This is a genomic window from Microbacterium sp. OVT16B (genome assembly GCF_019969705.1).
In the GTDB taxonomy this organism is placed as follows: domain Bacteria; phylum Actinomycetota; class Actinomycetes; order Actinomycetales; family Microbacteriaceae; genus Microbacterium; species Microbacterium natoriense.
In genome coordinates this window covers 972103-984155 of the sequence record NZ_JAHXZA010000001.1, presented here as the reverse complement: position 1 = coordinate 984155, position 12053 = coordinate 972103, and the positions used below count along the sequence as shown (strand labels likewise).

Here is a 12053-nt window from a genome sequence, read left to right as displayed (position 1 = left end):
CTAGCGGGAGAGCGTCGGGCCCGCCTCGAGCGTGCGCTCGTACTCGCGCTGCGCCTCGGCGTTGAGCTCGGTCTTGCGGGCGCCGCTGCGGGCGACCCAGGCGCCGAACCAGATGGTCAGCTCGCGTGCGAACACGAAGGCGGCGATCGCCAGCGGGGTCAGGAGCTGGCCGTTGACGAACTCCGCGCCCTCCGAGGCCGTGAGGCGCCAGAACGGCTCCTCGACGAGCTGGCCGAGGATGTGCCCGCCGTACGCGATCGCGCCGACGATGATGCCGAAGATCACCCAGCGACCCCAGCGACCGCGGTTGATGATCGCTCCCAGCAGCCAGAAGCCGAGGAAGAAGACCACGACGGGGATCCAGAAGCCGAACGTCGTCAGCGGGGCGAGGGCGGCTTCGCCGATGTTCTTCCCCGTGACGTCTCCGGAGAGCGCGCCGAGCCCCAGAGTGGCCCCGAGGTAGAGGATCGCGAAGGCGAGGGTGGCGAGCAGGCCGATCGCGCCGGCCGTGCCGCGGTTGCCCCGCTCACGAGGCGGCTCCGGGGCCTGCACGAAGATGGGCTGCTGCGCGAAGGCGGCGACGACCGGAGCTTCGGCGAGCACGGGCTCGGACGGGACGATGCGCGTCTCGGTGTCGTCCGCAGACGCGTAGGCGGAATCGGCGATCGTCGACTCCTCGTGCGCGACGGGCGCGGTGTACACCGCGGTCTCGTCCGCGTCGGCGGCGTAGACGTCGTTCAGCGCGGGAGTGGAGAACGTTCCGGGGTGGTCGCGCTCTGCCTCTTCGAAGGCGGCGAGATCGGGGTCGGCGACGGGGGCGGCGTCGGCCGCGGCATCCGTCGTCTCCGCGGCGTCGGACGCCGCTCCGGGGACATCCGCACCCGCTGCTGCGGCGGCGTCGAGACCGGCGTTCGCGCTGTCGACGACGTCATCGACGTCGTTCGGCTGCTCGGGCCGGGGAACCTCGGGGTCACTCATGGGGGCGCCTCTCATAGGATGTGGTCAGTGCGAGGGTACCTCCGCGTGTTCACGCGCTGCCGGAGGCGTGCCGACGTGTCGCCGACCCGGGGTTCCGCGGTACCGGGACAGGACCTCAGGGCAGGACGCTGCGGAGGCTGTCGCCGACGAACGAGGCCATCGCCGGGACGATCGGGATCGCGAACCACACGAGCACGGCGATCACCCCGGTGCACAGGAGCCCGGCGATCCAGCTGATCGCCAGGTTGCGTCCCCCCACTTTCGCCATGACTCCACGCTACGACCGCTGATGCGCCGGTGAGCGGCGCAACGCCGACATCACGATCAGCGGCTCACCATCACCGGCGACGACGCGTTCTCGGCGATGCGCACGGGCTTCCCGCTGCCGTCGGCCGGCACGGACCAGACGTCGTCGCCGACCGCATAGGCGACCGTATCGTCGTCGAGCCAGGCGGCCTGATCGTCGACGTTGCGGTCCTCGGCGAGCGGCTCCTCCTCCATGGTCGCCAGATCGAGGACGTACAGTCGCCACGGGTCGTCGACGCTGTCGTTCACGCGCTTCTTGAACACCAGTCGCGTCCCGTCGGGAGACAGCGAGGGGCACTCGAGGTTCTCCCGCACGGTGTGCGCGGTCCACTTCTCGTAGTCGCCCTGGACGAGGTAGGTCTTGCCGCCGGTCGAGACCGTGGCGTAGAAGGTGTTGTCGTCGTCGGTGAAGGTCACTCCCCAGTAGTTCGCGTCGACGCGGTGCACGCGCTGCCCGTCGATGAAGAGCTGGAGCCCCTCGATCGAGTCGACGAGGAAGTCCTTCTCGCGGTCGTACATCCCGGTCCTGGTGGAGAAGTTCGTCCCGGCGTAGTTGTCGCCCGTCACGAACACCGTCCACGCGACCATCCGCCCCGATGGCGATACCCGTGCGCGCGAGGGCACCCCGCTGTAGGTGAATGTCTGCTCCTCCGTGAGGTCGGCATCCCTCACCGACACGGTGGTCGTCGGCTTCAGGCTGCCCTCGATGCTCACGCACACGGCGGTGTCCGCGGCCGCGTAGAACCGGCTGCACTCCAGACCGGTGCCGCTCCTGTCCTGTCCGTCCTGCTGCACGACGTATCCGTCGGTGCCGCGCACGTAGAGCCCCGCATCGGTCGCCGGAGCGACGGCGGCCTCGGCGTGCGAGGGCGCGCCGTCGCGGTTCACGGCGAACAGCGAGTAGCCGACGCCGACGACCGCGAGGACCAGCGCCGCAGACCCCACGAGCGCGATCCGCTTCGTCATCGGGGTCACGCGACCTCCTCCGCAGTGGAGCGCTCGGGGCGGATCAGCACGGCCGCGGCGAGGAGCACGACCAGGAGCACGACGGATGCCGCGGCGAACGCCGCCGTCACGCCCCAGAACGTCCAGGCGGCGCCGAACAGGACAGCGGCGAACAGCCGACCGGTGGCCTGCCCGGTCTGCAGCAGCGCCATGCCGCCGGCGCGGCGGTCGCGCGGGATGCCGGGACCGGCCAGCGCCATCAGCACGCCGTCGGTCGCCGAATAGAAGACGCCGAGGAGCAGGAGCAGGAGCACCAGCAGCACGGGGCCGTCGATCGGGAGCAGCAGGGTCGAGTAGGCGCCGAGCAGGGCGAGGTTTCCCAGCAGGAACGGCAGCCGACGTCCGATCCGATCGGCGAGACGCCCCATCGGCACGGCGAGCGTCAGATAGACGAGCGCGCTGCCCAGCGGCAGCAGCGGGAAGAACACGGCATCCAACTGCATCCGGTCCTGCAGACCCAGGTAGAGGAAGCCGTCGCCGATCGTGGCCAGACCGAGGATCGTCGCCGCGATGAGGAGACGACGGAACGCCGGATCACCGAGGATCTTCACCGTCTCCCGCAGCGTCGGGCGCGGGGCCCCGACGGGGACGTTTCCCCGGCCAGGGACGAAGGCGATGAGGACGAGGACCCCGAGCGTGGCGACGCAGAAGCTCACGATGAAGACGGCGTCGAAGGCGTCGGCCAGCATCCACAGCAGCCCGAACGCGGCCAGGGGGCCCAGCAGTGCGCCGGCCGTGTCCATCGCCCTGTGCACGCCGAACGCGCGCCCCTGATGGGCGTCGTCCACCGAGAGCGAGATCAGGGCGTCACGCGGCGCCGTGCGGATGCCCTTGCCGATGCGGTCGACGGCGAGCGTCGCCGACAGCGCCACGGTCGACGTCCCCGACAGCAGCAGGAACGGCTTGCAGATGGCGGACAGCGCATAGCCGATGCCCGCCACGAGCTTGTGCTGCGACCAGCGGTCGGCGATGTGACCTCCGAGAAGGCGGACGAAGGCGGTGACGCCGTTGTAGACGCCGTCGAGGAAGCCGAAGGCGAGCGGGGTCATGCCCAGCCCGATGACGAGGTACAGCGGAAGGACCGCCGTGACCATCTCGGAGGAGAGGTCGGTGAGCAGGCTCACCGCCCCCAGTGCGATCGCGGTGCTGCCGACTCCGGCCGCACGGCGGCCCACCTGAGGGTGGACCGCCGTGCTTCCGTCGTCCTGCCGCGATTTGCTGCCGGCGAGGTACATGATCGTCAGTGGCAGGTGATCGTGTTGGTGTCGAGCACGGTGCCGCCGATGTCGACGAACGAGTGCGTGACCGACGTGTCGGTGAAGTCGAGCTTCGACACCCCGTACGCCGTGTTGATGCGCTTGGCGCTGTTCGCCTTGGTGTTGCCGAAGTCGCGCATCTCATGACCGCCCAGACCGCTGACGATCTGGACCGTGCCCGACGAGGATGCCGCACCAGAGGCGTTCATGGCGTTGAAGCGCTCGTAGTCGTGGTCGTGCCCGCTGAGCACGAGTTCGACGTTCGCGTTCGCGAGCATCTTCCACACCGGCTGGCTCGCCGGCTCGTTGCCGTGATCGCCCGAGCTGAACGCCGGGTGGTGCATGTACGCCACGACGCACTGCTTGGTGTTCGACGCGAGGTCGGCCGCGAGCCAGTTGAGCTGCGCCTGGTCGGTGAAGGTGTTCGAGTCCAGGGCGATGAAGTGCCAGTTCGAGTAGTCGTAGCTGTAGTACATCTTGCCCTGGGGCGTCGCACGGTTGCCGAAGTAGTCCCGGTAGGCCTTCGGGTCGAGGTTGTCGTAGTCGTCGTACGTCTCGTGGTTGCCGGGGATCGGCCAGGTGTTGCCCTTGACCGTGCCCCAGGACTTGGCGTAGACGGTCGAGAAATCGCTCGCCTTCGCGTCGTCGTACTGCATGTCGCCGAGGGTGATGTAGAACACCGGGTTGATCGCCTGCGCACGGTCGAACGTCTCGAAGTGCTTGCAGTCGGAGGGGAACTCCCCCGTCACCTTCTTGCCTCGGGTCGTGCAGCCCTGGCCCGCGATGTCGCCGGCGGCGACCACGGTGAAGCCCGTGCCGGGGTTGGGGGTGCTGCCCGCGGTGCCGTAGGCCTCGACCTCGAACAGCGAGTAGCCGTAGGCGGTTCCTCGTGCGGTGCCGTAGATGCGGAGGTACCGGCCGGTGCCGTTGAGTCCGGTGAACTCGTCGGTGGCGCCGTTGCCCGCGGCCTCGGTGGCGAGAGTGGTCCACGTGGTGCCGTCGGCGGAGAGCTCGATGCGGTACTTGGACGCGTACGCGGCCTCCCACTTCAGGACGACCTTGTTGACCTTCGCGCCGTCACCGAGGTCGATGCGGATCCACTGCGGATCCACGCCTTCGACGCTTGACCAGCGGCTGGTCGCGTTCCCGTCGACCGCCTTCGCCCCGTCGAACTCCGCGCTCTCGACCGAGGAGGTCGTCGCGGGCTTGTTCTTCGAGATGAGGGTGGCCGCCGGGTTCGCCGTGCTGGTCGGTGTCGGGGTCGGCGTCGGCGTGGATGTCTGCGTCGGCGTCGGGGTCGGCGTGGGCGTCGCCGTGGGGGTGCCGCCGCTGGTGAGGGTGTAGGCCTCGACCTCGAACAGCGAGTACCCGTAGGAGGTGCCGCGTGCGGTGCCGTAGATGCGGAGGTAGCGGCCGGTGCCGTTGAGGTTGGTGAACTCGTCGGTGGCGCCGTTCCCCGCGGCCTCTGTGGCGAGGGTGGTCCAGGTGGTGCCGTCGGCGGAGATCTCGACGCGGTACTTGGACGCGTACGCGGCTTCCCACTTCAGGACGACCTTGTCGACCTTGGAGCCTGCGCCGAGGTCGATGCGGATCCACTGCGGGTCCACTCCTTCGACGCTCGACCAGCGGCTCGTCGCGTTGCCGTCGACCGCCTTCGCGCCCTCGAAGCCCGACCCCTCAGACGACGAGGTCGTCACGGGCTTGTTCTTCGAGATCAGCGTCGCGGTGCCGGGGTTCTGCGTCGGCGTCGACGTCGGAGTGCTCGTCGGCGTCGGCGTCGGCGTCGGCGTGGTGCCGTCGTCGTTGGGCCAGCGGGGTGTCGGGTCGGTCGGGATGCTGAAGGGGTCGCCGTAGACGGACCAGCTCAGCGGGGTGTTGAGGTTGAGGTTGCCGGCGTTGAGCCAGACGCGCTGCGCGTTCTCGATGCGGCTGACGTCCTCGTGCGCGGCCTCCTTCTTCATCTCGACCACGCGGGCGTCGAGGAAGGCGTTGAGATACGTGGTCTCGTTGCCGCCGGATGCGGGGGTCGTCGCCTTCTTCTTCGCCTGGGTGCGGATGTCCTCCAGGCCGTCGAAGCCGTGCACGACCGCCGCGTCGTAGTAGGCGAACTGCCCGAGCGGGCCGAGCTTGTCGGAGATCGCGAGGTTGACGGACGGGTCGAAGTACTGGACCTTGGTCTCGTCGCGCTGCGCCCGCTGGAACTCGGGCTTCTTGCCCTCCGCCTTCCAGGCGGTCTCGAACGCGGTGCCGAGTCCGGCGTGCGATTCGGTGCCGTCGACGTTGCGCAGAGCGGGGATGTACTTGGCGAGGGGGTTGTTCGGGTACTTCTTCGTGTAGTTCTCGACGAGCACGAGCATGTCGTGCGTGCCCGAGGTGAAGCCCACGATGCCGCCCGTGTATCCACGTCCGTCGTCGATGTCCTCGATGTAGTCGTAGTAGTCGTACCAGTTCAGGTGCGAGTTCTCGGCGGAGGTGATGATCTCCTGCGCGATCTCCCGCTTGACGGGGTCGCGCAGCGAGAGGGGGGTCGCTGCCTGCGCCGAGGTCGCCACGAGCCCGGTGAGGGGTATGACGATCGCGGCTGCCAGCAGCGCGAGCATTGGTCGACGTTGACGCATGGTTCCTCCGATGGGGGTCGGTTCAGAAAGTTAGGAAACATTCTTTACGAAGAGTTATACCCCAGTCGCCTGCCGTGCGCAATGGTCGGATGATTACTTCTTCTCGCGTTCATTGGTCGTCAAGGTCTGTACGATTCGGAGTACCCGACCACGAACATCGAGGACTCCGTGCCCACTGCCCCGACCGGAACCAGCGTCGTCAGAGCGATCAACGCGCGCGCGGCGCTGCGGCTCCTGCTCGATCTCGGCCCGCTGAGCCGCCCCGAGATCGCCGCCCATCTCGCCGTGTCGAAGCCCACGGCATCCCACCTGCTCATGCAGCTGCGCGACAGCGGCCTGGTCAAGAGCGAGGGCAACCGCGACGGCGCCATCGGACGCGCCGCCGAGCTCTTCAGCGTCAACGAGAAGGCCGCCTACACCGCCGCCGTCGACGTGACGCCCGAGCGCATCGCGACCGTCGTGGTCGACCTCACCGGCAGGAAGGTCGGAGAGTTCGCGCTGCCGACCCCCGAGGGCGACGTCAGCGACCCGACCCTGCAGGTGCACGAGGCGCTCAGCGGCGCGTGCGCCCCGATCGGCGTGGATCCGTCCGACCTGCGCCGCGTCGTCATCGGCATCCAGGGCGCGATCGACCCGACCTCCGACCGCCTCCGCTTCGCGTCGCACCTCCCTGGATGGCAGCGCGCCGGTCTCACCGCCGCCCTGCAGGAGCGCATCGGCGCCCCCGTCGACATCGAGAACGACGTGAACCTCGTCACGATCGCCGAGCGCGCCCACGGCGTCGCGACGGAGAACGACAGCTTCGCGGTGCTCTGGGTCTCGGACGGCATCGGCATGGGTCTGATGTTCGGCGGACGCGTGCACCGTGGCCTCACGGGAGGCGCGGGCGAGATCTCCGACCTGCCGCTCCCCGGAGCGCCGGTCGGCAGCCTGACCAACGAGTTCGGCGCGAGCGGCATGCAGGCTCTCGCCGGCGCACCCGCGCTCGGCCGCGTGCTCGCGGAGCACGGCTTCGACGCGCCCACGCCGGTGGATGCGGTGGCGGATGCCGTCGCCGCAGACGGCGACGCGGCGTCAGCGGCCCTCGACGAGATCGCCAGCCGACTGGCCCTCGGCCTGTCTGCGGTGGTCGCGATCGTCGACCCCGACCTCATCGTGCTGGCCGGCGACTTCGCCCTTGCAGGCGGGGAGCGTCTGCGCAGCCTGGTGCAGCACCATCTGCACGCCGCCGTCGTCGCACGGCCGCCCGTGCTTCTCTCGGCGCTGGACGAGAACCCGGTTCTCGACGGCGCCCTGCGCCTGGCGCTCGAGCGGGTGCAGGACGAGGTGCTGAGCACCGTGAGCGGCGGCCAGTCGAAGCCTGCGGGCGACGACGACTGACCCGCCGCGTCAGCCCTTGGTCGCTCCGGCGGTCAAGCCGCCGACGATGTACCTCTGCAGGAACAGGAACAGGATCATCACCGGCACGGCCGCCATCACGGCGCCGGCGGAGAAGGCCGACCAGTCCGCGTAGCGGGGGTTCGCGACGAGCTTCGTGAGACCGACGACGAGCGTCTGCTTGTCGACGTCGACGAGCATGATGCTCGCGATCACGTACTCGTTCACCGTGCCGATGAACGACAGCAGGGCGACCACCGCGAGGATCGGCGCCACCAGCGGGAGGATCATCGTGAAGAAGATGCGCGCGTGCCCGGCGCCGTCGATGCGCGCGGCCTCGTCGAGCTCCATCGGCAGCGTGTTGAAGAACCCGTACATCAGGTAGGTGTTCACGCCGAGAGCGCCGCCGAGGTACACGAGGATCAGGCCGGTGTGCGTGTTCAGGCCGATCGCGGGGAACCAGTCCCCCAGCGTGGACATCAGCAGGAAGATCGCGACGACCGCGAGCAGCTGCGGGAACATCTGCACCACGACGATCGTGACGAGGCCGATGCGGCGCCCGGCGAATCGCATGCGTGAGAAGGCATATGCCGCCAGCGCGCCGATGAACACGGTCGATGCGCCCGTAACCACGGCGATGACGAGGGTGTTCAGGAACCACAGGCCGTAGGGGTTCTGCGGATCGCTGAGGATGCGCACGTAGCTGTCGATGCCGATCGCGGAGAACAGCTGGTTGGATCCGGTCAGCGTGCCCTTCGGGTTCAGCGATGCGGAGAACACGTAGAGCAGCGGGAACAGGGCGAAGGCGCTCACCACGATGGCGACGACGTGGCGCCATCCGGTGTCGGCGAACCACGCGCCGAGGCTGCGCTTGCGCGGAGCGAGGATGTCGGTGCTCATGTCAGTTCAGCTCCTCGAGTGCCTTGGTCTTGCGGAAGCTGATGATCGAGATCGTCGCCACCACGATGAAGATGAGGATGGTGAAGGCGGAGGCCAGACCGTAGTCGCGGTTCTGACCGGTGAAGGCCACCTTGTAGACCATCGAGATGAGGATGTCGGTGTGCCCGACCGGGATGCTCACGTCGTCGAAGCGGGGACCGCCCTTGGTGAGCATGTAGATCAGGTTGAAGTTGTTGAAGTTGAACGCGAACGACGAGATCAGCAGCGGCGCCACCGTCACGAGCAGAAGCGGCAGCTTGATGCGCCGGAAGACCTGCCACGGGTTCGCGCCGTCCATCACCGCCGCCTCGTTCACGTCTTCGGGGATGCCCTGCAGGGCGCCCATGCAGACGAGGAACATGTAGGGGAAGCCGAGCCAGAGGTTGACGATCAGCACCGACACCTTGGCGAGGTTCGGGTCGGTGAGCCACGGGATCTCCGCGCCCCCGAAGATGACCTGGTTGATGAAGCCGAAGCTCTCGTTCATCATGCCCGCCCAGACCAGGGCGGAGAGGAACGCGGGGAACGCGTACGGGAGGATCAGGATGATCCGGTAGCCGTTGCGGAACCGCATCCGGGTGTTGTTGAACACGAGCGCGAGAAGAAGACCGAGGAAGAACGTCGACGCCACGGAGACGAGGGCGAACACGAACGTCCAGATCGTGACGGAGATCAGCGGGCCGCGGATGGACTCGTCGGCGACGGCGCGCACGAAGTTGTCGAAGCCGACCGTCGTCTGCCATCCGGGGAGCAGCTCCTCGCCGCTGTCGGAGGTGAACGCGCCGGTGCCGACGTCGGAGTAGACCGTGTCGGTGTCGGTGTCGGTGATGGTGTCGGCATCCGCGTCGTACGCGAGCGTCGAGACGTACAGATACCCCTTCTGCCCGTCTGGCGCCCGGAGGCTCCCGTCGTTGGGGTCGTCGCTGAACGGCACCGAGAGCTTCTCCAGGACGCTCGAGAGCGTGAAGACCTTGGCGAGAGGGAGCGTGGTCCAGCCGTCGACCGAGACGGCCCTGTCGCCGTCGAACTCCGCGTCGACCTCCTGCAGCGGCTGCTCGGCGGTGCCGAGGAGCGCATCGCCGGAGTCGGGGTCGGTGACCAGGAGGCCGTAGGTGCCGAACTGTTCGACGACGGTCACGGGGTAGGTGGGCGAGTCCTCGACGCGCTCCTGCGCGGAGGCGAGCAGCGAGGAGATCGCCTGGTCCTTGGTGCCGTTGTGACCGGTGCCGTAGTTCGTGAAGCCGATGTACCCGGTGTAGAGCAGCGTGAACACCTGGAAGATGATCAGGAAGATGATGCCGGGCGTGAGGTACTTCGCGGGGATCCGCTTGCGGGAGAAGTAGATCCAGTTGACGAGGACGGCGACCACGACCACGATGCCGAGGATCAGCCATTCCTGGTGCGTGAAGAGCACGTAGGCCGCGTAGAGCGCGATCGCGTCGACGATGGCCAGCAGCAGGATCTTCAGCAGCATCCAGCCGATCGGCGTGGACGCCGCTTCGGCGATCTTCGCGGCCTGACGCTGGCGCTTGGTCGGAGGAGCCGTGGGCTCGGCGGTGTCTGTCATCTCGTCCCCGTCGTGGAGCTGCCGGGGCGGACGGTGACGTCCGCCCCGGCAGGATGGTGCTGGGTGTGTCTTACTTGATGGCCGCGGTCACGTCGTCGACGAGCTTCTGCCACGTCGTCTTCGGGTCTGCGCCGTTGATGATGGCCGCCTCGGCGACGCCCCAGAACTGCCACACCGAGCCCATGGCCGGGATGGCCGGCATCGGGACGGCGTCGGCGCCGACGGCCTGGAAGCCGGCGATGATCGGGTCGGATGCCGCCTCGTCGGCCGCAGCGGTGAGCGCGGGCAGCACGTTGCCGGCCTTGAAGAGCTCGAGCTGGACGTCCTTGGTGCCGAGGTAGTTGACGAGGAAGTCGTTGGCCGCGACCTTGTTCTTGGACTCGGCGCTGACGAAGAAGCCCTTGACGCCGGCGAACGGCGACGCGGTCTCGCCGGTGGGGCTGGGGACGGGGTCGATCGCGACGTTGATGCCGGCGTCGACAGCCGCGCCGACGTTCCACGGGCCGGTGAGCCAGAAGGCGGCGGTGCCGTCGAGGAACTGCTGCTTGGCGATCTCGCCGTCGATGTCGGTGTTCAGCGTGCCGGTGCCGTTCTTGCCCTTGGCCGCGAGCCAGTCGGCGAAGGCGAAGCCGCCCTCGCTGCCGAGCTGGAGGTCGGTCGGGTCGTAGCTGCCGGAGTCGTCGGTGCCGAAGACCGGGGCGCCGAACGCCGTCTGGAACGGGTAGAGGTGGTACGGGTTGCCCTCGGCGCCCTGCTCGACGACGAACGTGCCCTTGGAGAGCATGTCGTCGAAGCTCGTCGGAGCCGTGGGGACGAGGTCGGCGTTGCGCAGCACGGCGATGTTCTCGACCGCGTACGGGAGCATGTAGACGGTGCCGTCGTAGGTCGCTGCCTGGAGGGCGACGGGCAGGTAGTCGGATGCCGAGTCGCCGAGCTCCAGCGGGGCGATGACGCCGTTGGTGGAGAGCTCGCCCAGCCAGTCGTGCGCGCCCATGACGACGTCGGGGCCCTTGCCCGTCGGCACCTGCTGGATGAAGTCGTCCTTCATGTCGTCGACGGACTTGCCGACGAGCTTGACCTTGACGCCGGTCTTCTCCTCGTAGGAGTCGGCTGCGCCCTGCAGCGCGTCGACGCGCTCGGAGTCGACCCACACGGTCAGGGTGCTGCCTGCGTCTTCGCCCTTGGACGAGTCGCCGCTGGTACCGGTCGAGCAACCGGCGAGCGTCAGGGTCGAAACGATGGCGATCGCGCCGACGGCAGCGATGCTCCTCTTGTTCACCTTCATTGGTGTGAGCCTCTCTCAGTGCTGTGGCCTGCGGTACTGCAAGCGCTTACAGTATGCACCGGGATCGTCGTGATCCGCAATGAAAAAGTGCGTCGATACCAACCTGTGACCGTGTCGTTGCGCGCTGATCAAGATGAAAGCGCTTCCAACTCCCCTGGAAATGAGGGTGTCGGTAGACTTCTCCCTATGGCTGACAGTTCCTTTGACATCGTCTCGAAAGTGGATCACCAGGAGGCGCAGAACGCGCTCAACCAGGCTCACAAGGAGATCGAGCAGCGCTACGACTTCAAGGGCACCGGAGCATCGATCGCGTGGAGCGGCGAGCAGGTGCTGATCATCGCGAACACCGAAGAGCGCGCCAAGGCCGTGCTCGACGTGTTCCAGTCGAAGCTCATCAAGCGCGGCATCTCGCTGAAGAGCCTGGAGTCGGGCGAGCCCTTCGCCAGCGGCAAGGAGTTCCGCATCGTCTCCTCCCTCAAGGACGGCATCTCCTCGGAGAACGCGAAGAAGATCAACAAGATCATCCGCGACGAGGGCCCCAAGGGCGTCAAGAGCCAGATCCAGGGCGACGAGCTGCGCGTGCAGTCCAAGAGCCGCGACGACCTCCAGTCGGTGATCGCGCTCCTCAAGGGCGCCGACCTCGACCTCGACCTGCAGTTCATCAACTACCGGTAGGCACGTGCTCTGAACAGGGGTTTTCCTGAATCAGTCCGCGAGGTGTC

General features: G+C 67.9%; 10 protein-coding genes. 2 read left to right on the top strand and 8 right to left on the bottom strand.

What is annotated here, in order from left to right; all coding sequences use genetic code 11:
• From LC438_RS04500 to LC438_RS04480, 5 genes are all read right to left on the bottom strand, one after another.
• Window positions 1–978 (bottom strand): ABC transporter, encoded by a 978-nt coding sequence (locus tag LC438_RS04500; protein ID WP_105673725.1) that lies wholly within the window; start codon window positions 976–978, stop codon window positions 1–3.
• A 115-nt stretch (window positions 979–1093) separates the two neighbouring features.
• A complete protein-coding gene (locus tag LC438_RS04495; protein WP_181155858.1) occupies window positions 1094–1246 on the bottom strand; it encodes a hypothetical protein in 153 nt (50 codons plus the stop codon).
• Window positions 1247–1302: 56 nt separating this feature from the next.
• Complete coding sequence (locus LC438_RS04490) at window positions 1303–2259, bottom strand: hypothetical protein (protein WP_223585980.1); 957 nt, start codon at window positions 2257–2259, stop codon at window positions 1303–1305.
• Window positions 2256–3524, bottom strand: a complete 1269-nt coding sequence (locus LC438_RS04485) for an MFS transporter (RefSeq protein ID WP_223585979.1) — start codon at window positions 3522–3524, stop codon at window positions 2256–2258. Before LC438_RS04485 ends, LC438_RS04490 begins: the two co-directional genes overlap by 4 nt.
• Window positions 3525–3529: 5 nt before the next feature.
• Complete coding sequence (locus LC438_RS04480) at window positions 3530–6145, bottom strand: chitosanase (RefSeq protein ID WP_223585978.1); 2616 nt, start codon at window positions 6143–6145, stop codon at window positions 3530–3532.
• 186 nt (window positions 6146–6331) lie between these two features.
• On the opposite strand from LC438_RS04480, the gene LC438_RS04475 reads away from it, so the two are divergent.
• Window positions 6332–7543 (top strand): ROK family transcriptional regulator, encoded by a 1212-nt coding sequence (locus LC438_RS04475; protein ID WP_223585977.1) that lies wholly within the window; start codon window positions 6332–6334, stop codon window positions 7541–7543.
• A gap of 9 nt (window positions 7544–7552) precedes the next feature.
• Here LC438_RS04475 and LC438_RS04470 read toward each other — a convergent pair whose 3' ends face one another.
• The 3 genes from LC438_RS04470 to LC438_RS04460 all read right to left on the bottom strand — a co-directional run bounded on the left by LC438_RS04470 (window position 7553) and on the right by LC438_RS04460 (window position 11331).
• Window positions 7553–8440 (bottom strand): sugar ABC transporter permease, encoded by an 888-nt coding sequence (locus LC438_RS04470; protein WP_105673732.1) that lies wholly within the window; start codon window positions 8438–8440, stop codon window positions 7553–7555.
• A 1-nt stretch (window position 8441) separates the two neighbouring features.
• On the bottom strand, window positions 8442–10046 hold the full coding sequence (locus LC438_RS04465) for an ABC transporter permease subunit (protein ID WP_223585976.1): 1605 nt from the start codon (window positions 10044–10046) through the stop codon (window positions 8442–8444).
• A 70-nt stretch (window positions 10047–10116) separates the two neighbouring features.
• Window positions 10117–11331, bottom strand: coding sequence for a maltose ABC transporter substrate-binding protein (locus LC438_RS04460; protein ID WP_223585975.1), 1215 nt, complete (start codon window positions 11329–11331; stop codon window positions 10117–10119).
• A gap of 186 nt (window positions 11332–11517) precedes the next feature.
• Here LC438_RS04460 and LC438_RS04455 point away from each other — a divergent pair, with 186 nt between their 5' ends.
• Complete coding sequence (locus LC438_RS04455; protein ID WP_105673738.1) at window positions 11518–12006, top strand: YajQ family cyclic di-GMP-binding protein; 489 nt, start codon at window positions 11518–11520, stop codon at window positions 12004–12006.
• The last annotated feature ends 47 nt before the right edge of the window (window positions 12007–12053 follow it).

Coding starts and splice junctions, on each gene's coding strand:
- LC438_RS04500 (WP_105673725.1), bottom strand. CDS start 978: ATGAGTGACCCCGAGGTTCCCCGGCCCGAGCAGCCGAACGACGTCGAT.
- LC438_RS04495 (WP_181155858.1), bottom strand. CDS start 1,246: ATGGCGAAAGTGGGGGGACGCAACCTGGCGATCAGCTGGATCGCCGGG.
- LC438_RS04485 (WP_223585979.1), bottom strand. CDS start 3,524: ATGTACCTCGCCGGCAGCAAATCGCGGCAGGACGACGGAAGCACGGCG.
- LC438_RS04480 (WP_223585978.1), bottom strand. CDS start 6,145: ATGCTCGCGCTGCTGGCAGCCGCGATCGTCATACCCCTCACCGGGCTC.
- LC438_RS04470 (WP_105673732.1), bottom strand. CDS start 8,440: ATGAGCACCGACATCCTCGCTCCGCGCAAGCGCAGCCTCGGCGCGTGG.
- LC438_RS04465 (WP_223585976.1), bottom strand. CDS start 10,046: ATGACAGACACCGCCGAGCCCACGGCTCCTCCGACCAAGCGCCAGCGT.
- LC438_RS04460 (WP_223585975.1), bottom strand. CDS start 11,331: ATGAAGGTGAACAAGAGGAGCATCGCTGCCGTCGGCGCGATCGCCATC.
- LC438_RS04455 (WP_105673738.1), top strand. CDS start 11,518: ATGGCTGACAGTTCCTTTGACATCGTCTCGAAAGTGGATCACCAGGAG.